The organism is Nonomuraea guangzhouensis (assembly GCF_019396345.1).
Taxonomy (GTDB): domain Bacteria; phylum Actinomycetota; class Actinomycetes; order Streptosporangiales; family Streptosporangiaceae; genus Nonomuraea; species Nonomuraea guangzhouensis.
Genome location: NZ_JAHKRM010000001.1, coordinates 171,544 through 195,743, shown reverse-complemented (window position 1 = coordinate 195,743; position 24,200 = coordinate 171,544). Strand labels below are relative to the sequence as shown.

Annotated in this window: 19 protein-coding genes and 1 tRNA gene; 11 read left to right on the top strand and 9 right to left on the bottom strand. The window is 70.9% G+C overall.

Going from position 1 to position 24,200, the window contains the following annotated elements:
* A complete protein-coding gene (locus KME78_RS00870) occupies window positions 1-1,830 on the bottom strand; it encodes a DUF3352 domain-containing protein (protein WP_219527181.1) in 1,830 nt (609 codons plus the stop codon).
* Between the two features lie 151 nt (window positions 1,831-1,981).
* Between KME78_RS00870 and KME78_RS00865 the strand changes: the two genes are divergently transcribed.
* The 3 genes from KME78_RS00865 (at window position 1,982) to KME78_RS00855 (ending at window position 4,408) form a co-directional block, all read left to right on the top strand.
* Window positions 1,982-2,773, top strand: a complete 792-nt coding sequence (locus tag KME78_RS00865) for a thioesterase family protein (protein ID WP_219526744.1) — start codon at window positions 1,982-1,984, stop codon at window positions 2,771-2,773.
* A 61-nt stretch (window positions 2,774-2,834) separates the two neighbouring features.
* The gene (murI, locus tag KME78_RS00860; RefSeq protein WP_219526743.1) at window positions 2,835-3,659 is read left to right on the top strand and encodes a glutamate racemase; all 825 of its coding nucleotides are present in this window, start codon (window positions 2,835-2,837) and stop codon (window positions 3,657-3,659) included.
* Complete coding sequence (locus tag KME78_RS00855; RefSeq protein ID WP_219526742.1) at window positions 3,656-4,408, top strand: MBL fold metallo-hydrolase; 753 nt, start codon at window positions 3,656-3,658, stop codon at window positions 4,406-4,408. Before murI ends, KME78_RS00855 begins: the two co-directional genes overlap by 4 nt.
* Before the next feature lie 277 nt (window positions 4,409-4,685).
* On the opposite strand, the gene KME78_RS00850 is transcribed toward KME78_RS00855, so the two are convergent.
* Window positions 4,686-5,924, bottom strand: coding sequence for an MFS transporter (locus KME78_RS00850; RefSeq protein WP_246650112.1), 1,239 nt, complete (start codon window positions 5,922-5,924; stop codon window positions 4,686-4,688).
* Between the two features lie 68 nt (window positions 5,925-5,992).
* Between KME78_RS00850 and rph the strand changes: the two genes are divergently transcribed.
* The 5 genes from rph (at window position 5,993) to KME78_RS00825 (ending at window position 11,732) form a co-directional block, all read left to right on the top strand.
* The gene (rph, locus tag KME78_RS00845; protein ID WP_219526740.1) at window positions 5,993-6,712 is read left to right on the top strand and encodes a ribonuclease PH; all 720 of its coding nucleotides are present in this window, start codon (window positions 5,993-5,995) and stop codon (window positions 6,710-6,712) included.
* Window positions 6,709-7,299 (top strand): RdgB/HAM1 family non-canonical purine NTP pyrophosphatase, encoded by a 591-nt coding sequence (gene rdgB, locus KME78_RS00840; RefSeq protein ID WP_219526739.1) that lies wholly within the window; start codon window positions 6,709-6,711, stop codon window positions 7,297-7,299. The genes rph and rdgB overlap by 4 nt, the downstream gene beginning before the upstream one ends.
* Before the next feature lie 51 nt (window positions 7,300-7,350).
* Window positions 7,351-9,099, top strand: coding sequence for a molybdopterin-dependent oxidoreductase (locus KME78_RS00835; RefSeq protein ID WP_308126757.1), 1,749 nt, complete (start codon window positions 7,351-7,353; stop codon window positions 9,097-9,099).
* 1,905 nt (window positions 9,100-11,004) lie between these two features.
* Window positions 11,005-11,466: a toxin glutamine deamidase domain-containing protein gene (locus KME78_RS00830; protein ID WP_308126756.1), complete on the top strand. Its 462-nt coding sequence runs from the start codon at window positions 11,005-11,007 to the stop codon at window positions 11,464-11,466.
* Complete coding sequence (locus tag KME78_RS00825; protein WP_219526738.1) at window positions 11,463-11,732, top strand: SUKH-4 family immunity protein; 270 nt, start codon at window positions 11,463-11,465, stop codon at window positions 11,730-11,732. Before KME78_RS00830 ends, KME78_RS00825 begins: the two co-directional genes overlap by 4 nt.
* A 575-nt stretch (window positions 11,733-12,307) precedes the next feature.
* Here the strand turns inward: KME78_RS00825 and KME78_RS00820 are convergent.
* The 4 genes from KME78_RS00820 to KME78_RS00805 form a co-directional block, all read right to left on the bottom strand.
* Window positions 12,308-14,797, bottom strand: a complete 2,490-nt coding sequence (locus KME78_RS00820) for an ABC transporter permease (protein WP_219526737.1) — start codon at window positions 14,795-14,797, stop codon at window positions 12,308-12,310.
* A gap of 1 nt (window position 14,798) precedes the next feature.
* Window positions 14,799-15,551, bottom strand: coding sequence for an ABC transporter ATP-binding protein (locus KME78_RS00815; RefSeq protein ID WP_308126755.1), 753 nt, complete (start codon window positions 15,549-15,551; stop codon window positions 14,799-14,801).
* 105 nt (window positions 15,552-15,656) lie between these two features.
* Window positions 15,657-16,307 (bottom strand): response regulator, encoded by a 651-nt coding sequence (locus tag KME78_RS00810; RefSeq protein ID WP_219526735.1) that lies wholly within the window; start codon window positions 16,305-16,307, stop codon window positions 15,657-15,659.
* Complete coding sequence (locus KME78_RS00805) at window positions 16,307-17,488, bottom strand: sensor histidine kinase (protein ID WP_308126754.1); 1,182 nt, start codon at window positions 17,486-17,488, stop codon at window positions 16,307-16,309. The genes KME78_RS00810 and KME78_RS00805 overlap by 1 nt, the downstream gene beginning before the upstream one ends.
* Window positions 17,489-17,634: 146 nt before the next feature.
* Between KME78_RS00805 and KME78_RS00800 the strand changes: the two genes are divergently transcribed.
* Window positions 17,635-18,159, top strand: a complete 525-nt coding sequence (locus tag KME78_RS00800) for a hypothetical protein (RefSeq protein WP_219526734.1) — start codon at window positions 17,635-17,637, stop codon at window positions 18,157-18,159.
* On the opposite strand, the gene KME78_RS00795 is transcribed toward KME78_RS00800, so the two are convergent.
* On the bottom strand, window positions 18,156-19,166 hold the full coding sequence (locus tag KME78_RS00795; protein WP_219526733.1) for a helix-turn-helix transcriptional regulator: 1,011 nt from the start codon (window positions 19,164-19,166) through the stop codon (window positions 18,156-18,158). The two genes, KME78_RS00800 and KME78_RS00795, sit on opposite strands and share 4 nt — an antisense overlap.
* Window positions 19,167-19,320: 154 nt before the next feature.
* Between KME78_RS00795 and KME78_RS00790 the strand changes: the two genes are divergently transcribed.
* The gene (locus KME78_RS00790) at window positions 19,321-23,094 is read left to right on the top strand and encodes a S8 family peptidase (protein WP_308126753.1); all 3,774 of its coding nucleotides are present in this window, start codon (window positions 19,321-19,323) and stop codon (window positions 23,092-23,094) included.
* Between the two features lie 6 nt (window positions 23,095-23,100).
* Here KME78_RS00790 and KME78_RS00785 read toward each other — a convergent pair.
* Together KME78_RS00785 and bcp are read right to left on the bottom strand one after the other, a co-directional pair.
* A tRNA-Leu gene (locus tag KME78_RS00785) sits at window positions 23,101-23,183 on the bottom strand.
* Window positions 23,184-23,272: 89 nt separating this feature from the next.
* On the bottom strand, window positions 23,273-23,746 hold the full coding sequence (bcp, locus tag KME78_RS00780) for a thioredoxin-dependent thiol peroxidase (protein ID WP_219526732.1): 474 nt from the start codon (window positions 23,744-23,746) through the stop codon (window positions 23,273-23,275).
* 118 nt (window positions 23,747-23,864) lie between these two features.
* On the opposite strand from bcp, the gene KME78_RS00775 reads away from it, so the two are divergent.
* Entirely contained in the window at window positions 23,865-24,197 is a 333-nt protein-coding gene (locus tag KME78_RS00775; protein ID WP_219526731.1) for a DUF3618 domain-containing protein, read from the top strand.
* Window positions 24,198-24,200 lie beyond the last annotated feature (3 nt).

The following is a 24,200-nucleotide window of genomic DNA, read 5'->3' as shown; positions in this document are numbered from 1 at the left end:
CTAGTTGAACAGCACCCGCAGCGAGAAGCTGGCCTCGTTGGCCGTCTGCTTGCCGCTCAGGCCGACCGCCCGCAGCACCTGGGCGTTGGCCTTCTCGTCGCCCTCCATGCTCGGCAGATAGTACTTCTCGACCTTGTCCAGGTCCACGAACAAGGCATAGGTGGCCTCGTCGGCGTCCGGGACGGCGTCCTTGAAGGTCTGGCTCTCACCCAGCGTGCCCTCGGCGGCCAATGCCTTGGCGTACTCGTCGCTGGTGGCGACGGTGAACGTGCCGTCACCCGCGATCTTGGCGAGCTGGGGAGTGGGCTGGCCACTGGACGACATGGCCTTCTGGATCTTGTCGTACACGGCCTGCGCCTTGGCCGGGTCGGTCGTGATGCGGACGCCGGCCTTGATCTTGTCGCTGTCCAGGCCCTGGGCGTCGACCGCGAGGGTCAGGTTCTTGCCGAGGACTGTGGCCAGGTCGTCGGGCAGCTGCAGGCCGTAGGTCTGCTTGGCCTGGTCGACGAACTGCTTGAACTGGGCCCCCGCGGGCGTCGCCGCGATGGACTGCTCGATCTCGGCCCACTTCTTGGTGATGATCTGGTCGAGGCCCGAGTAGGACAACGCGCCAGCGGTGGAGGCGGGCAGCGCGGACAGCTTGGCGGGCTCCAGGTCGCCCTCGACCATGCCCTCGGCGCCGCGGACGACACCGGCCAGCTCGGCGTAAGCGCTGTCGAAGCGGAGCGCTCCGGCGAACCTGGCGTTCTTGACCTGCTCGAGCGCCTTGGCCTCCTCGCTCGACTTGTCGGTCACCGCCAGCTCGCCGACCTTGCCGAGGTGCGCCCAGTAGGACAGCACACCCTGCTCGCCGATCGCGTTCACGTCGTCGTTGAAGTCGGCGTTGTCGGCGAGGCTGGTGGTGTCGGCGGCGTACTTGTCGGCCAGCGTCTGGCTGGAGGTCACCAGCGCGTAGTCGTCACGGAAGGACAGGCCGAACTTCTCCTTGCCCATCAGCTTGGTGATGCCGGCCTTGGCCTGCGCCTCGTCCTTGACCTGGACGGCCACGGCGAAGTCCGGCTCCTTGCCGCCCGACGGGACGACGGCCAGGCCGATCCTGCTGCCCAGCCAGGGGTCGACGTCCTTGGCGAAGTCGACCTTGGACATGCCGGAGTCCTGGGCCAGGTCGAACAGCGCCTGGCGCGGGTCCTCGCCCTTGAAGGTGTCCTTGGTGACGGTGAACTTCCTGGCGATCTGGAACAGGGCGACCTTCTGGTTGGCCGCCGGGTCCAGGTCGAGGCGTACATAGGCGATCGAGTTGGCGGGAAGCACCTCGTGCGGTTGCGTGCCGCCGCCGCCGATCGCGCCGACCGCCCACACCGCGCCACCGCCGAGCAGGACAACGGCCAGCGCCGAGGCGATGGCGATGATCCAACCCTTGCGGCCCTTCTTGGTGGGCTCGGCGGGGCCGAAGCCCTCGGGGCCCTGCTGCTGCCAAGCGGTCTGGCCGTACGGGTCCTGCTGGCCGTACTGGGGCTGCTGCCCAAATGAGGGCTGCTGGCCGTAGGACGGCTGCTGCTGCCCGTACTGGGGCTGTTGTTGCTGACCATAAGACTGCTGCCCGTAGGTGGGCTGCTGCTGCCCGTACTGGGGCTGCTGGCCATAGGACGCCTGCTGCCCGTAGGGGGCCTGCTGACCTGAGGGGGCCTGCTGGCCGTACTGGGGCTGCTGGTAGGACTGCTGCGGAGGATACGGCTGGTCCGGCGGATTCCCGGGCTGCTGCTCCTGGTTCCAGCGGTACGCCGTGGTCCGATTAGGATCCTGGCCACTCGGGGGATTATTAGCAGACATCACTCAACTCACAATGTGGACTTTTGACCACAAAGAAAGTAGCTGATGTTGCTAGACGGTCGCTTGCAATGTACTTAGACGCCTGAGAGTTGGTGCTTTGCCGGGCTGATGTAGGGTTACTAGAATATAGTTCCGTACCTGAGGCAGGGCGATGACCAAGTTCGATGAGGCCACGCAGGCGATCCGGGTCGACGAGAGCACCTACGACGTCTGCCTCGACCCCGGCTACGTGATCGGCGGCCCGCTCAACGGCGGCTATCTGCTGGCGGTGATCCTGCGCGCGGTCGTGGACGCGTCGCCGTTCGAGCATCCGGTGAGCACGTCCGCCCAGTTTCTCAAGTCGCCCGTGCCCGGTCCCGCGCGGGTCCGGATCGAGCAGCTCAAGGCGGGCAGAACGGCGGCCTTCACTCGGGCGACGCTCGTCCAGGACGGTGTGGCGCAGATCGAGAGCCTGATCACCACGGCCACGCTCGGCGACGTCGAGCCGATGTACACCGATAAACCGGGATATGTCATGCCGCGGCCGGAAGACTGCGCCAAGCTGCCCGACCCCAGGCCCGAGTCGAACATGACGCTCAACGCCCAGATGGAGATGCTCTTCGACCCGCCCACGATCGGCTGGCTGACCGGCGAGCCCAGCGGCCGGCCCGAGTCCAGGGCGTACTTCAGGATGGCGGAGCCCCAGGACCCCGACCCGTACGTGCTCGCCCTGGCGGTGGACTCGCTGCCGCCCGTCGTGTTCTCGGCCGGAGCGCGGGGCTGGGCGCCCACCGTGGACCTCACCTGGCACCTGCGGGCGCTGCCCGCCCCCGGCTGGCTCACCCTGATCGGCAGCGGCCGGCTCGTCTCCGACGGCTGGTTCGACGAGGAGGTCGAGGCCTGGGACTCCCAAGGCCGGCTGGTCGCCCAGTGCCGTCAGCTCGCCCGGGTGGGGCGTAGGTGACACGCGGGCTGTGAGCATTCTTACGCAGTGAAGATGTCGCAGGTCGCCTACCCTCTTAAAGGTGCCGGACACGAGTATCGGGATCTTCGACAGCGGGGTGGGCGGGCTGACGGTCGCCAGGGCGATCATCGATCAGCTCCCCCATGAGTCCATCACCTATGTGGCCGACACGGCCCGTCAGCCGTACGGGCCGAAACGCATCGCAGAGGTTCGCGCCTACGCGCTGGAGGTGATGGACCACCTCGTCGCGAACGACGTCAAGATGCTCGTGATCGCGTGCAACAGCGCCAGTGCCGCCGTGCTGCGCGACGCGCGCGAGCGTTACGACGTGCCGGTCGTCGAGGTGATCCAGCCCGCGACCCGGCGCGCGGTGCGTGCCACCCGCACCGGCAGGGTCGGTGTGATCGCCACCAGGGCGACCATCGAGTCCATGGCCTATCACGACGCCTTCACCGCGGCTCCCGACGTACAGCTCACCGGCGTGGCCGCCCCACGCCTGGTGGAGTACGTCGAACGCGGAGAGACGGCGAGCGAGGAGCTCATCGAGGTCGTGCGCGACTACCTGGACCCCATCAGGGCGGCCGGGTGCGACACGCTCATCCTCGGCTGCACCCACTACCCGCTGCTCACCGGCGCGATCTCCTATGTCGCCGGTGACGGGGTGACGCTCGTCTCCAGCGCCGACGAGACGGCCAAGGACGTCTACCGCATCCTGCACGACCGTGACATGGCGGCAGGAAGCGAGGCCACCCCCCGGCACCGCTTCCGCGCCACAGGCGACTCCTTGCTCTTCGCCCAGCTCGGGCGACGCTTCCTCGGCCCGGAGATCGACGCGGTCGAAGTCACGCCAGTGGGGGGTACTACCTCAAACGGGAGGCCCACATGAAGGTGACCATCATCGGCTGTTCGGGTAGCTTTCCAGGCCCCGACAGCCCTTCGTCCTGTTATCTGGTCGAGGCCGAGGGGTTCAGGCTGCTCCTCGACTTCGGCCACGGGTCCCTGGGAGTGCTTCAGCGGTATATCGGGCTCTACGACGTCGACGCCATCTGCTTGAGCCACCTGCATGCCGACCACTGCCTCGACATGTGCGCGTACCACGTGGCCCGTACGTACGGGCCGGCCGCGCCCTACCCCCGAGTGCCCGTCCACGCGCCCGCCGACGCGCCACGCCGCCTGGCCGCGGCCTACGGCATGCCGGACGAGCCGGGCCTGGAGACCGCCTTCGACTTCATCCCGCTGACCCCGGGCCCCTTCGAGGTCGGGCCGTTCACCCTCGTCGCCGGTCAGGTCAACCACCCGGTCGAGGCGTACGGCTTCCGCGTCACGCACGGCGGCCGGAGCCTCGCCTACTCGGGCGACACCGGTGAGTCCGCCGAGCTCGTGCGGCTGGCCGCGGGCGTCGACCTGATGCTGTGTGAGTCATCGTTCCTCGACCAGCCGGGGATGCCGGCCGACCTGCACATGTCGGGCCGTCAGGCCGCCGAGCACGCCGCCAAGGCCGGAGTGGGCAGGCTGGTGCTCACGCACCTCGTGCCCTGGCACGACCAGCTGCAGATCATGGACGACGCCTGCCGGGGCGGCTACGGCGGCCCGATCGACCTGGCCCGCAGCGGGGCCGTCTACGACTTGGCCTGAGCGATCGGAACGGCTTGCGAGGTCTCAATCACGTACGGTAAGGTTCCCGTGATCGAACTGGCAAGCGATAACCAAGCTGGCCGTGAGATCGCTTCCTGGATTCATCGGTACAACGAGGCCGCCGGACGGGCGGTGACAGGACGTGGAGACTTGCCGGTAGGCGGGTCGGTGAAGCGTCAAGCATCCCGTTCCACAGTTCGTGCTGCTTACGCGGCATAAGCTGCTGCGTGAGCAGCACGGGAATCCCCGCCTCTTCATCTTCCGGGCGGGGAGCACGTCAAGACTTGGCCTGAACCTGGGAGAAGTCGCGCAGACGCGGCAGCGGCGAGAACATCAGCGGCAGGAACGAGACCAGCCGCGCCCCCATGAACACCCAGAGTGCCTCCCGCACGCCGATCTGCTGAGCCACGATGCCGCCGAGCAACGCGCCCAGCGGCATCGTGCCCCAGACGATGAACCGGACCGACGCGTTGACCCGCCCCAGCATCCCCTCCGGCGTGACGGTCTGCCGATAGGTGAGCTGCCCGATGTTGTAGATGATCGCGCCCCACGAGAGCGCTATCGAGGCGATCGCGAAGAAGGAGATCCGCCAGCCAGCCTGCGTCATGGGGAGCAGCAGGCCGAAGGGTGAGGTGACGGTGATGGCCACCCAGGTCATCCTGGCCGTGCCGTACCTGCCGAACAACCGGCTCCCGGTGAGACCGCCGAGCAGCCCGCCGACCGCGCCGGACATGAGCAGGACGCCGATCAGGCCGGCCGGCAGGCGGACCACGTTCGCCAGGAACAGCACGGACAGGCTGACCACAGCGCTGAGACTCAGGTTCGTCGCCGCGGTCGTGGCGACGATCGTCCGCAGCAGCCGGTCGCGCCAGACGAACCCGAGCCCCTCAGCGATACCGGGGAACATCCGCGGTCGTTCCCCGGAGACCGGTGGCTTGTCGGGGGCCTTGATGGCGCTCAGGAAGAGCACCGAGCCCAACGCGGCCACAGCGGTGGCCAGCATCGTGCGTGAGGCCCCGACCAGCTGCACGAGCGCGCCGCCCAGGCTGGGACCGGCGAGTGCGCCGCCAGACCGGACGAACTCGAGCTTGGAGTTGCCGTCGCTCAGACCGTCCTTGCTCACCAACTCCGGCAGGTAGGTCTGGTCGGCGACGTCGTTGAATACCTGGGCCATGCCGGCCAGCAGCGCGACCACGTACAGCATGCCGACCGATAACAGGCCGAGAGCCTCGCTGACCGGGATGCTCGCCAGCAGCAGGCATCGGACCAGGTCGGAGGTCAGCATCACGCGGCGCCGGCGCAGCCGGTCCACCCAGACGCCCGCGGGCAGGCCGATCGCCAGGAACGCCGCGGTCTGCAGCGCGGAGAGCACGCCGACCTCCATCGGACTGGCGTGCAGTGCCAGCACGGCGACCAAAGGGAGCGCCACGCGGGAAATGTTGGCTCCGAGTTCGTTGGCCACGTGCGAACTGAGGAACCGGAGAAAGTCAGGGTTTCGCAACACCCCCGTTGTCATTGCGTAAGGATCCATGTGTCGGACACATTCGGTCAAGAGCGTTGCGGCACGGAGATAGGGTGATCTGCATGTCGCGACAGGATGGCCGAAACCCCGACCAGCTCCGCCCGATCACCATTACCAGGCAATGGATTACCCATGCCGAAGGCTCGGTGCTGGTGGAGTTCGGTGGCACCCGGGTTCTGTGCGCGGCGTCCGTGCAGGACAGCGTGCCGCGCTGGCGCCGGGGGAGCGGCCAGGGCTGGGTCACGGCCGAGTACGCGATGCTGCCGCGCGCCACCAACACCCGCAACGACCGTGAGTCGGTCCGCGGGAAGATCGGCGGTCGTACGCACGAGATCTCCCGGCTGATCGGCCGCTCGCTGCGGGCCTGCGTCGACTACAAGGCCCTGGGCGAAAACTCCATCCTGCTCGACTGCGACGTCCTGCAGGCCGACGGCGGCACCAGGACCGCCGCGATCACCGGCGCCTACGTGGCACTGGCCGACGCCGTGGCGTGGATGCGCGAGCGCCGCATGTGCCCCGGCGATCCGCTGGTCGACTCGGTGGCCGCCGTCTCGGTCGGCGTGGTCGGCTCGGTGCCGATGCTCGACCTCTGCTACACCGAGGACGTGGCGGCCGAGACCGACATGAACGTCGTGATGACCGGCGCCGGCAGCTTCGTCGAGGTGCAGGGCACCGCCGAGGGCGCCCCGTTCGACCGCGGCGCGCTCAACCAACTCCTCGACCTGGCCGTCGCCGGCTGCGAGGAGCTCACGCTGATCCAGCAGGAGGCGCTGGGGAAATGAAGATCGTCCTGGCCACCCGCAACGCGGGCAAGATCACTGAGCTGCGCCGGATCCTGACCGGGTTCGACATCGTCGGGCTCGAAGAGTTCCCCTCGATCGGCGAGGTGGCCGAGACCGGCGTCACGTTCGAGGAGAACGCCCTGCTCAAGGCGCACGCCGTGGCCCAGGGCTCGGGCCTGCCCGCGGTGGCCGACGACTCGGGCCTCTGCGTCGACGTGCTCAACGGCATGCCCGGCGTGTTCTCGGCCCGCTGGTCCGGGCGGCACGGTGACGACCAGGCCAACCTCGGCCTGCTGCTGGCGCAGATCTCCGACGTGCCCGCCGACAAGCTGACCGCCCACTTCGCGTGCGCGGCCGCGCTGGCGCTGCCGTCAGGGGAGTCGCGCGTGGTCGAGGGCACGCTGGCGGGCCACCTCGTCACCACACCGCGCGGCACCAACGGGTTCGGCTACGACCCCATCCTGGTGCCCGAGGGCGAGACGCGCACCGCGGCTGAGCTCTCCGCCGACGAGAAGGACGCCATCAGCCACCGGGGCCGCGCCTTCCGCGCCCTCGCCCCGATCGTCCGCGACCTCATCACCCGCTGACGTAACCATCGCGTAAGAACCGCCGGCCGCCAGAGGCGTAGCGTCATAACCGTGCAGAGGAACAATGTGGTGCCCGCCTGGGCCGGGGCGCTGGCGGGAGTGGTGGCCGGGGCCGTGGCGCTCGGCGTCGCGCAACTCGTCGCCGGGCTGCTGAATCCCAAGGCCTTCCCCGTGGTGGCGGTGGGCAACGTGGTCGTGGACAACACACCCGCGTGGCTCAAAGAGTTCGCCATCAGCACCTTCGGCTCGAACGACAAGACCGTGCTCATCGCGGGTGTGCTGGTGGTGCTCGCGGTGGTGGCCGCGGCCATCGGGGTGCTGGCGCTTCGTCGGCTCCGGTACGGGCTGGTGGGGCTGGGGGCGTTCGGCGTCGTGGGGATCGCGGCGGTGATGACCCGGCCTGGGGCGGGAGTGTTCGACGTGGTGCCGACCTTGGTGGGGGTCGGTGTCGGGGCGTGGGCGCTCACGTGGTTGCTGGCGCGGGCGGTCGGGGAGTCGTACGGGGAGGCTGGGGAGGCCTCCTACGACTCGTCAGATGCGTCTTCGGACGCGTCGGCTTGGGGCTCGGCCGCTTCGAGCGCGCCCGATTCGGGTCCGGCGACCTCGGCCGCGCCCGCATCCGTGTCATCCGCACCCGCGTCTGCCGGCCTCCTGTCCGACGAGTCGACTCCCGGCGAGCCTGCTTCTGAGGCTGAGCGGCCGGCCGTGATGAGGGCCGGGGCGGAACCGTACTCGTTCGACCGGCGGCGGCTGCTCGGTGGCGTCGCGGGCGGTGTGGCGGCCGCCGGGGTCGCCACCGTGGTCGGGCGGTTGCTCGGGGGGAGCCAGGAAGCGGAGTCCGCCCGAGTGGCGGTCGCACTGCCGAAACCCGCGGTTCCGGTCAAGCCGCTGCCCCAAGGGGTGGATTTCGGGATAAACGGTCTCTCGCCATTCGTCACCAAAAATCGGGACTTCTACAGAGTCGACACCGCACTCATCGTCCCTCGCGTCGATCCCCAGCAGTGGAAGCTGCGCATCCACGGGATGGTGGACCGGCCGATCGAGCTCACGTACGCCGATCTGCTGAAGCGCCCCCTCACGGAGGAGTACGTCACGCTGACCTGCGTGTCCAACGAGGTCGGCGGCGAGTACATCGGCAACGCCCGCTGGCTGGGCGCCCGAATGGCCGACCTGCTGCGCGAGGCCGGCCTGCAGCCGGGCGCCGACATGCTCCTGTCCACCTCCGACGACGGCTTCACCGCCGGAACCCCGGTCGACGTGGTGATGGACGGGCGCGACGCGCTGTTCGCCATCGCGATGAACGGCCAGGTCCTGCCCGTCGAACACGGCTTCCCGGTACGCCAGGTGGTGCCGGGCCTCTACGGGTACGTCTCGGCGACCAAGTGGGTGGTGGACCTCAAGGTGACGCGGTTCGACCAGGACGAGGCGTACTGGACGCCACGCGGCTGGTCCGCCAAGGGGCCCATCAAGACGGAGTCGCGCATCGACGTACCCAAGGATGGAGCGTCGCTGACGGCCGGCCGTACCGCGATCGCGGGGGTGGCCTGGGCGCAGCACACCGGGATCGACGCGGTAGAGGTACGCGTAGACCGGGGCGAGTGGCGGCAGGCGAAACTGGCCCAGGTGCCGGGCCCGGACACCTGGCGGCAGTGGTCGCTGGAGTGGGACGCCACCTCCGGCCAGCACACGATCGAGGTCCGGGCCACGGACGCGGCCGGCCACACGCAGACCGAACAGCAGGCGCCGCCGGCACCCGACGGCGCGAGCGGCTGGCACTCCATCCAGGTGAAGGTCGCCTGAGCTTCTCCTTGTTTGTGCAGGTACGGCGGGTCGCCGTACCTGCAAAAACTCGCTGACTTCCCCTCCTTTGGACGGCGGTCGCTCTACGATCGGTCGTCGAGCCATGACAGGAGGCAGGACGTGTTCCGCGACCGCAAGTCCAGCGTGCGGTGGGTCCTTCCCGAGGGGCACTACGACCCCGTGGTCGGTGACGGGGTGAGGTGGCGCGACTACGAGCGCGCCGCCGACTCGGACGTACCCGCCTCCCCGTCCTCTCCCGCCCACCCACCGCCCGAACACTCGGTGATGCCGTGGGCCACCCGGCCGGATGCCTCACCGGCGGCACCGTCGGACACATCGCCCGGCCGGTCGACCGCGCGCTGGCCGGGCCCACCGGGAGAGCCGGCCGCGCGGTCTGTCGCGCCGTGGGCTGCCTCTTCGGGTGCTCCGCCTGTTACGTCGTCGAGCGGTCAGCCGCTCACGTCGTCGGTCGGGTCCACCCTGATTGCCGGTCAGCCACCTACATCGTCGGTCGAGTCTGGTCCGTCGGCTGGGCAGTCGGTTGCGCCGTGGGCTGTTCAGGCGGGTGCTCCGTCTGCTCCGTCTGTTCCGTCGTCTGGCGGGCAGCCGTCCACGCCGTCGGCCGGGGGCGCGTCCGCGCAGTCGGGTGTTCTGTCGGGCGGCCGCCACGAGGCGCCTGCGGCCTCCCGGCGTGCGGCATCGAGTGGTGCGCCGGGTGGCATGGCGCAAGTGGGCGAGTCGGGGCTGACCAACGGGCCTGTGCCTGCGAGCGGCTTGGCTCCCGGGGCGCTCACTGGTGGCCCGGCTTCCCGGCGTGGCTCGACCTTCGGGAGTGGGTCGGCGCTCGCCGATGGCTCAGCCCCAGGTCACGGCCCGTCGGCTGCGGCCGGCACGCTGGGTGGCTCTGGGGATGCAGGTGGTGCGGCGACTAGTGGACCGGCGGTAGGCGGCGCCGGCGTTGCTCGCGGGACGGCGGCAGGCGGTGCTGGGACTTCTCGTGGGATAGCGGGGGGTGGCGTCGGGGCTGGCGGTGGCGGCGGTGCGGCTGGTGGCGAGGGTGCGACCGGTGGTGCCGGTGGATCGGGTGGCGCCGGGGCTGCCTGCGGGACGGCGGCAGGTGGCGCTGGGACTTCTCGCGGGATGGCGGGAGGTGGCGCCGGGACTGGCGGTGGCGGCGGTGCGGCCGTTGGCGATGGCGCTACCGGTGGTGCCGGTGGGGCGGGGGCGTTCGGGGCTTCGGCGGCGGCCATTCTTGGGCTCTCGCCGGACGGCGTCGCTCCGGGGTCGGCGGGGGTTGATGCGGCAGGCCTCCGGGGAGCTGGGGTGGATGCGACTGGGCGGCAGGGCCCCGGAATGGCGGCGATGGGACCGCAGGAACCCGCGGTCGGGGAGGCCAGGAGGCCAGGCGCTGCGGCGAGAGCGGCCAGACGACACGGAGCCGGTACGACGGCGGCTGGGTGGCGTGAGACCGGTACGACGGCGTCGGGGTGGCATGGGGCCAGTACCACGTCGGCCAGGCGACATGGAGCCGGTACGACGGCGGCTGGGTGGCATGAGGCCAGCGCGACAGCGGCTGGGTGGCGTGAGGCCGATACGACGGCGTCGGGGTGGCATGGAGCGGGGACCACGGCGTCGGGGTGGCATGCGGCGGGTACGACGGCGGCCAGTCGGCATGGAGCCGGTGCGACGGCGGCTGGGCAGTGGGGGACCGGGGTTGGGGCGGCTGGGCGGCAGGAGGGCGTTGAGGGGGACTGGTTCGACCGGATCCAACGGCCGCCGAGGTTGGCCGGTTATCGGCCCTACGGTGTGCCTGGGGGGCTGGCGAAACCCGACTCGCAGGTGGAGCATGACCTGGCGATGGCGATCCCGCTCGGTACACGGTTTCCCGATCCGCGTGGGACCTGGGTGAGGCTGATCAACGGTGGTGGGCCGGCCGATGACCCGTTCCGGGCGTCCAACGCCGCCGACTGCGCGCTGGCCGTGTTGTCCACCTGGCATGGTGAGCCTGCTGCTGCGGCGCCGAGGTGGCCGGATTACGACCGGATCGGCAGGCCGCTGGTCACCGGTGAGGTCGGGGGTACGGCGCGGATCGAGCGGTGGGTGGGGCAGCGGTTCCAGTACTTGGGGCAGGGGCGGCACGCTTATCCGATGGTGGCGCGGCGGCTGGTCGAGGCGGGGCATGGCGCGGGTGCCGTGATCGTGGTGCGTTGGCCGGGTGGCGGGTCCCATGCGTGGAACGCGGTCAACTCGGGGGGCGAGGTGATCTGGATCGACGCCCAGCGGGGGCACATGGCTGTCGAACCGCCTTATACGACGGTGACCGGGGTGTTCTGTGTGATCGTCGACAGGCAGGGGCAGCCGGCATGAATCTGGACCAGGCCAGGGCGCTGGCTGAGGAGTACTTCAATGGGGTGCGGCGGGCGGATGACTCCGTCTCGGTGGGGATTCATGGCTTCAATGAGGGATATGTCGCTTGGGTGCGGGAGCTGGACCCCGATGACCCGGCCACCCTGCCCGACACGGTCGGCGGGGGCTGCATTGTGATCGACAAGGCGTCCGGGGAAGTGTTCACCCGCCCGCTCCTCGATCCGGAGACGGTCGCCGAGCTGTGGCCCGGCCGCACCCCTCGCTGACCAGGAGGGTCGCCGCTGCGCGGTGACCTGGGAGGTCGCCCCCTCGCGCGCCTACGAGCTCCCACCTTCGCGCACCTGGGAGGTCATCGCCTCGCGCGCCTACGAGCTCCCACCTTCGCGCATTCAGGAGTGCTCACCTTTCGCGCGTTCAGGAGATCCCGCCTCTCGCGCGCCTAATGACCGCGCCTCTCGCTGACCAGGAGGCCCGGGGGCAGGGTGGTCGGGACGCAGGGTGGTCGGGGCGCAGGGTGGTCGGGGCGGCGGCGCCGAGCGGCGGGCGTCCCTCGTCGGGCGTCGCCTTCTCGGGATGTTGGGTCGCCACGCGGATCTGATGTGGGTCCGGCTGCCGGGCGCCACCCCCAGGACGCCCGGCAGCCGTGTGCGGCTCGCCTGCGCACGGTCCGTTGTGCGCGTACGCCAGTGCCGCTGCACGCCAGGCCGTCGTACGCCGGGTCGGTGTGTGCCCGGCTGCCGTGCGGGCGGAGCCACGAAAGGTGGGGCCGCGAGGGGTGAGGCTCGCCGCCCCAGGTGTCCTCTATCCGAGATTTGACACCTTTATCACGATTTATCGCACTTTATCCGGTTGCCAGCGACCCCACGATCGACGCCCGAGCCGCCCGCCGCGCCGGCAGTACGGCCGCCAGCACCCCGGCCAGCCCCGACAGCACCACGAACAGCGCGATCTGCCCACCAGGCACCACGAACCCGGCGCCCGCGATCATCGCCCGCATCGCCGCCCACCCGAACACGCCGCCGAGCACCACCCCGACCAGCGCCCCGATCAGCCCGAGCACCAGCGCCTCCACCGAGAGCATCCGCCGCAGCTGCGGCCTGGTCAGCCCGAGCGCCCGAAGCAGCGCCGACTCCCTGGTCCGCTCGTGTACCGACAGCGACAGCGTGTTGGCGATGCCGAGCAGCGAGATCAGGATCGCCAGTCCCAGCAGTCCAGTGATGATCATCAGCATCATGTCCAGCGATTCGTCGAACTGCCCGCGTACCTCCGTCGCGCTCGTCACCTGGACCATCGGGTAGGTCGCCGTCGCGGCGTCCACCACCTTGCGGGCTTGGGCGGCGGGCACGCCGTCCTTGATGTTCACCATCACCCGCGAGTCGGGCACCTGGTCGAAGTACTCGTCGAAGGCCCGTTCGGCCACGGTGAGCGCCGGCAGGGCCGACGAATCGGCGTTGAGGACGGCGACCACCCGTAGCGTGACGGTCCCGGCCTTGGGGGTTCCTACCGCGACCGTGTCGCCGAGTCGCAGCCCGAGCTGCTTGACCGCCTGGTCGGACACCGCTACCTGCCCGGACTCCAGCCGAGCCATCGAACCGGACGTGACCTCCGGCTTGATGGGGCCGTTGAAGGTGCCGATTTTGACCGAATCGCCGGAGACCTTGGCCTTGGTCTCGCGGATCTGCAGCACCGAGGCCAGTTCGGGGCGGCGCCGCAGCTCGTCGGCCACCGACCGGGGGACGGCGGCCTCGCGTTCCTGGGTGGCCAGCAGGTAGTCGATGGGGAACTGGCTGTCGAGCCTGGCCGTCATCGTCTCCCGCGTCGAGGCGGTGACCACCGAGATCAGCGTCATGAGCGTCACGCCGATGGTCAGCGCCACGGTCGTGGTGGCGGCCCGGCGGGGGTTGCGGCCGGAGTTGTCCACGGCCAGGCGTCCCGGCACGCCGAACAGCTTGGCCGGGATCCAGCCGACCAGCGCGCTCAGCGGCTTGACCAGCACCGGTCCGAGGATCAGCACGCCCAGGAAGGTCAGCGCGCCGCCGGCCATGACGACGAAGAGCGGCACCATCCCGCCCGGGTCCAGCGCCAGCGCCCCGACGCCGGCCGTACCGAGCCCGGCGACGAGGAAGACCGCGGCGAGGATCACGCGTATGACGCCCGTGCGGAACGTCTGCTCCTCCGCCTGCGTACGCAGCGCCGCGATCGGTGCGACCCCGGTGGCGGCCCGCGCGGGCAGCAGCGCCGCCCCTACGGTGACCAACAGGCCGAGGGCCAGGCCGCTGGCCATCGTGGCCGGCGACAGCGCGACGGTCGCGTTCGTGGGTAGCGGGGAGTCGAGCGCGCCGAGCACCGCCAGCGTGGCGGCGCCCAGGCCATAGCCGACGAGCAGGCCGAGCGCGGACGACAGCAGCCCGACGGCCGTGGACTCCAGCATGATCGAGCCGAACACCTGCCCGCGGGTGGCGCCGATGCAGCGCAGCAGCGCCATCTCCCGGGCCCGCTGGGCGACGAGAATGTTGAACGTGTTGTAGATGACCAGCGCGGCCACCAGCATCGACACCAGGCCGAACAGCAGCAGCCCGGTGGTCAGCGACTCCAGCTCGACGCCGGCCGCGGCCGACAGGCTCTCGGCGAGCTCCGCGCCCGTCTTGACCACCGCTCCCGCTCCGGCGGCGCCGGCGACCGCCTGCTTGAGCCCGGCGGCGTCTCCCGCAACGTCGATCTCGACGAAGCCCTTGGCCCCGGTCATGCGCTGAGCCGTGGCCGGGGTGAAGCCGATCGCGCCGGAGTAGCCCAGCTCCTGGTCCAGGCCGGTGTCGATGATGCCGACCAGCCTGAACCGCTGCTCGCGGTGACGGGGGTCGAGCACGGTGATCGTGTCGCCGGGCTTGAGTCCCTGGGCCTCGGCGGTGTTCTTGTCGAGCACCGCCGCCTGGTCGTCGGAGCCGGGGCCGGTGCCGGTGATGATGGCGGCACGGCCGAGCCGGCCGGACACGATCGAGATGCCGATGGTCGCCCGGCTGCCGACGGTCTTGCCGTCCTTGCCCAGCAATGGCGCACTGCCGCGGATCAGCCCCTGCGCCTCCAGGACGCCGGGCAGGCCGCGCACCTGTTCGAGCGTGCGTTGCGGCAGGGTCGCGTCACCGTCCTTGGGCAGTACGGCCAGGGCGACCTTGTCCGCCTCGGCCGTCGCCTGCTGCGAGAAGCCGGCCTTGACGGTGTCGGTCAGCACGAACGTACCGGCGATGAAGCCGACGCCCAGCGTGATCGCCAGCGAGGTGAGCAGCAGCCGCAGCTTGTGCGCGCGCAGCCCGGCCAGAGTCGTCTTCAGCAACTCAGGCCTCCAGCTTCATCAGCGTGTCGTGCACGGACTGCGGCGAGGGCGCGCTGATCTCGCTGACCAGCTCGCCGTCGCGCAGGAACACCACGCGGTCGGCGTACGCCGCGGCCACCGGGTCGTGCGTGACCATGACGATGGTCTGGCCGAGCTCGCGTACGGACGTGCGCAGGAACGACAGCACCTCGGCGCCGCTGCGCGAGTCGAGGTTGCCCGTGGGCTCGTCCGCGAAGATCACCTGAGGCTTGCTGATCAGTGCCCTGGCCACGGCGACGCGCTGCTGCTGGCCGCCGGAGAGCTCGGTCGGCTTGTGGGCGAGCCGGTCCCGCAGCCCGACCGTGTCGATGACGCGGTCGAAGAGCAACTGGTCCGGCTGGCGCGCGGAGATCTCCAGGGGCAGGCGGATGTTCTGCTCGGCGGTCAGGGTCGGCAGCAGGTTGAACGCCTGGAAGACGAAGCCGATCCGCTCGCGGCGCAGCATGGTGAGCTGTTTGTCGTTGAGCCCGGTCAGCTCCACGTCGCCGATGTGCACGGTGCCGGAGGAGGCGGTGTCGAGGCCGGCCAGGCAGTGCATCAGCGTGGACTTGCCGGAGCCGGACGGGCCCATGATCGCGGTGAACGCGCCCGTGGCGAAGGCCACGTCCACGCCGCGGAGGGCGTGCACCTGCGCGTCGCCTTGGCCGTACACCTTGGTCAGCGCTCTTGCCACCACCGCCGAGGGGGCCTGGCGCCGGGTATCGGTGAGGGTCACGTTCACTCCTTCTCATCTGCGGGAACGTGACCAACCTAGGAGCGGAAAATGCCCGAAACATGGGCCCTGAGGAGGGACTCCGGGTAGGCCCAGCGATGACCCGGGTCAGCCTTTCGGCTGATGGGACGGGACCACCAGCCCGGCCTCGTACGCGTAGACCACCACCTGGGCGCGGTCCCGCAGCCCCAGCTTGGCCAGCACCCGGCCCAGGTGCGTCTTCACCGTCGCCTCCGCCAGGACCAGCCGGGCGGCGATCTCCAGGTTGGACAGGCCGCGGGCCACCATGAGCAGCACCTCGCGCTCGCGGGGCGTCAGTTCCGACGCGTCCGCGAGCTGGTCCGTCGGCAACTGGGCGGCGAACCTGCCGAGCATCCGCTTGAGCGTGCTCGGCGCCACGACGGCGTCGCCCGCGTGCACCGACCTGATCGCGCTCACCAGGTCGTCGGGCGGCACGTCCTTGAGCAGGAAGCCCGAGGCGCCGGCCTTGACCGCGGCGAAGGCGTACTCGTCGAGGTCGAACGTGGTCAGGATCAGCACCTTGGGGCCGTCGATGTGCCGGGTCGCCTCCACGCCGTCCATCCTCGGCATGCGTACGTCCATGAGCACCACGTCCACCTCGACGTCGCGCAGCACTTCCAGCGCCCGCACCCCGTCGCCGGCCTCGGCCACCACCTCGATGTCGGGCTGGGCGCCCAGCACCATCCTGAACCCGGCCCGCAGCAACTCCTGGTCGTCGACCAGCATCACCCGGATCACTAGGCCGCCCTGGTGCCCGGCACCGGCAGCCGGGCCAGCACCTCGAATCCGCCGCCTGTGCGCGGACCCGCCGACACCGCTCCGCCGTACATGCCGACCCGTTCCCGCATCCCGACCAGCCCGTGACCGTCGGGGCTGCGCGGCGCCATGGCGCCCCGGCCGTCGTCGGTCACCCGCACGACCAGCTCGCGTCCGCCGTACTGCAGCTCGACGAGCGCGTGGACGCCGGGGCCGCCGTGCTTGAGCGCGTTCGTCAGGGCCTCCTGCACGATGCGGTAGACCGCGAGCTGCTGCCCCTCGGGCAGCTCGCCGGGCGGGCCGCCGACCCGCAGCCGCGCGGGCACGCCCGCACCGCGGACCAGCTCCTCCAACTGCCCGAGGCCCGGCTGCGGCGTGTAGTCGGTCCTGTCGGAGCCGTCCTCCCGCAGCACGCCGACCAGCCTGCGCATCTCGGCGAGCGCCTCGCGGCCGGTCTTGGAGATGTTGTGTACGGCCTGCCGCGCCTGGTCGGGGTCCCTGTCGATGGCGTATCCGGCGCCGTCGGCCTGGACCACCATCACGCTGACGTTGTGGGCCACCACGTCGTGCAGCTCCCTGGCGATCCTGGTGCGCTCGGCGGTGGCGGCTATCCGGGCCTGCTGGTCGCGTTCGCGCTCGGCGCGTTCGGCCCGTTCCTCCAGGCTCTCCATGTAGCGCCTGCGGGTGCTGGCGTACAGGCCCATCAGCCAGACCGTCACCACGAGGATCGAGCCGCTGAAGAAGAGGCTGAACGTCGGCGCGTTCCAGTGCACCATGACCAGCAGGACGCCGATCTCGGCCACCGCGCCCGCGGCGATCGCCCAGCGGGACGTGCATCGCAAGGCCACCGAGTAGAGCGCGACCAGCACCGCGATGTCGGCGGGCATTGGATCGATCTTCGCCAGCCACTGCGCGAAGCAGGTCAGCGAGAGGATCGCGAAGACGGTCAGCGGCCGGTCGCGCCGCCACAGCAGCGGGACGATCAGCGCCACGCACAGCACGAGGTAGCCCGGCACCCCGATGTACAGGCTGCCGTTGTCGAACGGACCATTCGCCCCATAGGGCACGGCCATGAACAGGCAGAACACTGCCAGCGGCGCCACCCGGAGGCCGTCCATGAGCTTGCCGTGGCGTCCCGACCAAGCCAGTACCCTGCCGAACACATCATTACGATACGGAGGCTGCAGCGTGCGTTTGTCCGCCTGTAGGGGGAGATCCGGGTACGACCCAGGTCTTACACCAGCCTTACGGGGCATCGGGCACTCTTGTCGTTGGGAGCGCCCTTTGGGGCGAGTAAAGGGAGATCGTGATGGCGGATCATGATCGTGACGCCGGGTCGCGTGGCGAAGAGGAAGCGCCACGCGACCCGACCCCTGGAGACGGGTTAGGCGCCCCGCGCTCCGGTGACACTGCGACATACGCGCCTCCGCGCTCCGACAGCTTCCGCGACTTCATTCGCCAGAAGCCCGCGCAGATCATCGGCGCGGGTCTCATCGGACTGATCATCGGCGGCGTGCTCGGGGGCGGCGCCGTGGCGGTGATCAGCGGCATCGTCCACGGTCACGACGTGCCCCGCGTCTACTGGCAGAGCCCGGCCTGGGAGCGCTACCCCGGTTACCCGGACTGTCGCCCGCTCCCTGGCGGCACCTACTGCCGCCAGCAGCCGCCGTACGTCAATCCGATGCCCAGGCTCGGCCCCGACGCCGTGCCCTCCACCTGGCCCACGTCGACGCCCATGCCCACGATGGTCCCCACGGGCATGCCGACGCCCGTGCCCACGATGCCCCGCACCGGTACGCCCACGCCCGTGCTCACCCCCACCAAGGGTGGTTAGGGCGCATCGCGGTCGAGAACCAGCAGGTCGTGCTGCGCGGCCAGGAACCCGGCATGGAACCGGGTACGAGCCCCCAGCCGCTCGCAGAGCTCCTGCACCCGGCGCTGCACGGTACGCGGGCTGAGACCGAGCTGCCGCGCGATGGCGTCGTCCTTCATCCCCACCGCCAGCAGGGCGAGAACCTCGGTGTCGCCCGGCTGCGGCCACACCTCCCGCTCGATGCGCGCGGCCGGGTCGGCCGACAGCCGCAGCGGCACTGCCGCCTGCCACAGCACCTCGAACAGCCCCACGAGCGCGTCGAGCAGCGCCGACGGGTGCACGACCAGCGCGCTCTCCACCGCCCTGTGCTCGTCGGACACCAGCGGCAGCATGGCCGTGCGGCCGTCGGCGATGGCCAGTTTGACGGGCACCTGCCCCAGCCGGGCCTGCTCGCCGTCGGCGATCGCCTGCCGCGTGTGCGCCAGCATGCCGGGCTCCTCGAACGCCAGCGGTCCGTAGATGCCGCGGACGACCGGGCCCTGGTGGGCGGCGCGCTGCTGGTTCTCCTGATCGTCCAGGATGTCGACCGCGTACGGCGGGCGCACCAGCACGAGCATCTCGGTCGTGACGCTCCGTTCGAGCTGGAGATAGCGGCGCGCAACGGCGAAACGGCCGGTCACCACCTCCAGCACCTCCTCGGGATGCGGCCCGGTGCGGTCGGCCACCTCGGTGGCGAGCAGCGCCGCGGCGGCCCGGCTGTGCGTGATCTCCTCCTGGCGGCGGGCCACCAGCACGTCGATGGCGATGTTCGGCGGCGTGGCGATCAGCCGCAGCGGTCGGCCCGCCACCCGGGAGATCAGCCCCAGGTCCTCCAGCCTGGGCAGCATCCGGCGGATGGCCGCGGCGGACGCGCCGGTCTCGGTGGCCAGCTGGCTGAGCGTCGCGGGGCCGTGGCGGAGCAGCGCCCGGTAGGCCGTCTCCTCGGCGACGCTGACGCCGAGGCCCTCCAGTAGCCGCCGCTGCGCCATGGCCGCTCACCACCGTCCTGTCGTCCCGTAAGGGAGCGTAGTCCAGGCGGGTTTACGACAAGTCGGGATCTCGCCAGGCGAGACCTATAGACCGGAACGCCCCCAGGTCACTAGGAATTGGGTCGGCACATTACTCGCCTTCTGGAGGTGGCCCGTGAGGCCCAGGCGTTGGACAGCGGTGGCCGCCTCCCTGGCGGTGGCCACGGCCACCATGGTGACCGGCGCGGGGGCGCGCGCCGACGGAGCTCCGGCACCGACGGCGGACCCCGCGAAGCAGGGCTACGACATCACGCTGATCACCGGCGACCAGGTGCACGTCTCCTTGACCGCCGACGGCCGCCAGAAAGCGAGTGTCACGGCCGCTCCGCGCGGGGACGGGCCGCCGGCCGGCTTCCGCATCACCGAGGACGCCGGGCAGCTCACCGTGCTGCCCAGCGACGTGGAGGCGCTGGTCCCCGGCCGCCTCGACCCCGACCTCTTCAACGTGACCGCCCTCGCCGCCCAGGGCTACACCGACGCCCAGTCGGACGCCATCTCGCTCATCGTGACGTACGGCAAGCAGGGCGCCTTACCGGTGATCCCCGCGCTGAAGGCGGTCCGCACGCTGGAGAGCATCGGCGGGTCGGGTGTCCGCTTGGCCAAGAGCGCGGCCAGGGGGTTCGGCGGCGACCTGTCCGCGCTGGCCGCCGGACGTGCGAAGAGCCCGCTCGACGGTGTCGCCAAGATCTGGCTCGACCGCAAGGTGGAGCCGGCGCTGGACCACAGCGTGCCGCAGATCGGCGCGCCGGCGGCGTGGTCGGCGGGCTATGACGGCACGGGCACGACGGTGGCGGTCCTGGACACCGGCATCGACACCGGGCACCCGGACCTGGCGGGGAAGGTCGCCGACGAGCGCGACTTCACCGACAGCGGCAGCGCGACCGACGAGTTCGGGCACGGCACGCACGTCGCCGACATCATCGCGGGCAGCGGCGCCGCCTCCGGCGGCTCGCGCAAGGGCGTCGCTCCCGGCGTCAAGCTGCTCAACGGCCGGGTCCTGGACGCCGGCGGCGAGGGGCTCAGCTCGTGGATCATCGACGGGATGGAATGGGCGGCGGGGGAGAAGCACGCCGACATCGTGAACATGAGCCTGGGCGACACCAGTCCAGGCGGTCCGCTGACCGACGCCCTGGGGGAGCTGTACGGCACGTACGGCACGCTGTTCGTGGTGGCGGCGGGCAACCGGGGCTGCGAGGCCTGCGTCGGGAGCCCGGGAGACGCCCCCGCCGCGCTGACCGTCGGCGCGGTGGACGGCCAGGACCGGCTCGCCGAGTTCTCCAGCTACGGCCCCATCGGTCTGGAGCGCGCGGTGAAGCCCGACATCACCGCTCCGGGCGTCGGCATCGTCGCGGCCAGAGCCAAGGGCACCTCGCTCGGCGAGCCGGTGGACGACAACTACACCCGCCTGTCCGGCACCTCCATGGCCACCCCGCACGTCGCCGGGGCCGCCGCGCTCCTGCGCCAGTCCCGCCCCGGCATCTCGGCCGGCGAGCTGAAGTCCCTGCTCATGGGTACGGCCAAGCCCATGCCCGACACGCCGGTGGACAAGCGCGGCACCGGCCGGGTCGACGTGGCCGCGGCGCTCGGGGAGCCGGTGCTGGCCGCCGAGGGCCCGATCGACTTCGGGCTGTCCGAGGCGCCCGCCGGGAAGCCGGTGACCCGCGAGATCACCTACCGCAATCCCGGCAAGACCCCGGTCACCCTCGGCCTGGCCACCGGTGGCCCGTTCAGCGTCTCGCCCGCTGAGCTCTCCCTGCCCGCCGGCGCGAAGGCGACGGCGCGGATCACCCTCGATGCAGCCAAGGCGCAGCCCGGGCGGCAGCGCGCGGAGCTCGTCGCGACGCCGCGGGGCGGCCGGCCGATCCGCACCTCACTGACCGGCAGCGTCGAGGTCAAAAGGGTCCGGCTGCGGGTGAGCGCGATCGCCAGGGACGGCCGTCCCGCCCTGGCCGCCGTCACCGCGCTGAACGTGGACGACGGCACCCGCGACGGCCGCGAACTGCCCTTCGACCCGGTGCGGAGGTGCGAGGAGGACCAGGCCGGCACGTGCGTGCTGGTGCCACCCGGCACCTACTCCGTGCTCGGCGTCATCAAGACCCTGCGCCCCACGGTCGACAGCATGTCCTACCCCGACCGCGGCACCGTGCTCAACGTGAGCCTCGCCGGAGACCCCGAGCTGAAGGTCACCGGCGACGCCAAGGTCGTGCTCGACGCCCGCAAGGCGGTCGAGGTGAAGGTCGACACGCCTGACCACCCGACCAAGCGGAACCGGGGCACCGCGACCAAGCTCATCTGGGCCCGTACACCCGCCAAGGGCACGCCGCTCACCGAGACCATCCTGCAGGACGAGAGCGCCGACGAGACGTACTACCTGCAGCCGACGAAGCTGGTCTCCAAGGGCGCGTTCGCCGTCGCCACCCGGTGGCACCTCGAAGCCCCCGCCATCACCATGCGGACGGCCGGCCTGGAGCTGAACCCCGACTACGTCGACCCCGTGTGGTTCAGCGACCTGTCCGCCGACTTCCCGCGGCTCGACGGCTCCGCGCTGCTCCTGGCCGTGGACGCCGGGACCGGCACGCCCGCGGACCTCAAGGGCCGCGACCTGCGCGGCAGGCTCGCGCTGATCCGCCGCACCGCCGACCTGACGGTCGCCGCCCAGTCCAACGCCGCCGCCGCGGCCGGGGCCCGGATGGTCGCGGTCTACGGTGATCTGCCGGTGTCGGAGAGCGGGGTGAAGCTGAAGGTGCCGACCGTCGCGCTCACCGGCCGCGAGGGCACCCGGCTGGCCGAGCGGCTGCGCCGGCTGCCGGTGCCGATCCTGGCCAAGGGCATCGTGGCCAGCCCGTACGTGTACGACCTGTACCTCAGCGAGGAGGGCAGGATCAGGGACAAGCTCGACCACACCGTCCGCGCGAGGTCCCTGGCCCGGGTGGACTCGGACTTCTACAGCCAGCTCGCCGACGACGTGACGCTCTCCGAGAACCGCTTCGGGTGGCAGCCATGGGAGACCACCTCCTGGGACACGGGCCGGCCCGTCCCCCGGACCCCGCGTGACCGGGTCGACTACCTCTCCGCCGGTCCCGGGGTGCGCTGGAGCAGCAGCATGGAGACGCCGGAACGGCCCTACAACTACACCTGGGAGCACGACCGCGCCCACATCGGGGTCGCGGGCCCCGACGACGCGCCCTTCCAGGCCGGTGAACGGATCGAACGCACCTGGTTCAAGCAGCCGCTGCTGCCCGGACCCGGGCCGGTCCGGCCGCTGCGCAGGGTGGGCGACCAGCTGCAGATCGACCTGTGGGGACTCATCGACGCGGGGCGGAACACCGGCGTCGCGCAGACCGACGACTTCGAGACCGGCATGAAGACCGGCTGGCGGTTGTACCGGGGAGACACCCTGCTGGCGCAGACCGACAGGCGGCCCCAGGGAGTCCTGCTCGTTCCGGCCGGGGCCGCCACGTATCGGATGGAGTATGACATCGAGAACCGCGCCACCTGGGCCCGGCTGTCGACCAGGACGAAGACGGCCTGGACGTTCCCGTCGGAGCACGACGCCGGGTCGGGGACGACGGTCCCGCTGCTGCTGGCCGACTATGCCGCGCCGACGGACCTGCGCAACCAGGCCGCCTCGCCACGGCTCGGCCTGACCCTGCGCCACCAGGACGGCGCGGTGGCCAGTCCCATCAAGGACGTGTCGCTGGAGGTGTCGTACGACGACGGCGCCTCGTGGCGCGCGGTCCGGCGGCTCACCTCGAAGGGGAACGGCGCCTATGAGGCCACGCTCGACCGGCCGCCGGCCTCCGGGTATGTCTCGCTGCGGCTCAAGGCCGCCGACACGCGCGGGGCGGCGCTGGCACAGGAGGTGATCAGGGCTTACGCGCTGAGGTAGCCGAGGTGCGGGCGGGGGGACTCGAACCCCCACAGTGTCTCCACCAACAGGACCTAAACCTGCCGCGTATGCCATTTCGCCACGCCCGCGCAGCTCCCGCCGACGCGGGCCTGAGCCGAGTTTAGCGTCCCGGCGGTGCGCTGGGGGCCCGTCGCACGGGGGACGGGCCCCTGCCTTTTCAGGCCAGCCCGAGCTTCTTCTTCAGGCTCGCCACGTGGCCGGTGGCCTTCACGTTGTAGAGGGCCTGCTCGATCTTGCCGTCGGCGTCGATGACGAAGGTCGAGCGGATCACGCCCACGACCTCCTTGCCGTACAGCTTCTTGGGGCCGTACGCGCCGTACGCCTTGTGCACGTCCAGCTCGGGGTCGGCCAGGAGCGGGAAGTTCAGGGAGTCGCGCTCGGCGAACTTGACCAGCTTGGCCGGCTTGTCCTTCGACACGCCGAGCACCACGAAACCCTCCGCGGTCAGCTGACCGAGATTGTCGCGGAAGTCGCACGCCTGCTTGGTGCAGCCCGGCGTCATCGCGGCGGGGTAGAAATAGAGGATCACCCGCTTGCCGCGGAAGGTCTCGAGGGAGACGGCCTCGCCGTCGGCGGCGGGTAGCGTGAACTCGGGCGCGGCGTCGCCGGGCGCGAGCTTGGTTTCGGTCATGGGGCCCTCCAGAGTTCGTCGAACAAAACCTACCGGCCTGCCCGGCGTGCCAGGCGGGACGGCGACCTGACAGACTGATCAATGAACAATGCCTGCGTCATTGGTCGAAAGGAGAGCCATGGCTGACACCGATCCCGACGAGCTGGAGCGGCGGATCGCGCGGACGCGCGCGGAGCTGGCGGACACGGTCGACGCCATCGCCGACCGGGTGAGTCCCAAGCGGGTCGCCGAGCGCACGGTGGCCGACGTCAAGACGCGGGCGGGTCAGCTGGTGGCCTCGGTCGGCGACGCGCTGGGGATGACACCGCGCCCGGCCGAGCCGGGCGACAACCCCGACCGGCTGTGGGACGACGAGGCGCCCGGCCTGGCGCCGGTGCTGATCGGTGTGGGCGCGGTGCTGGTGATCGGCGCGGCCGTCATGCTCTGGCGCCGCCGTCGCCGCCGCGTCTAGCCG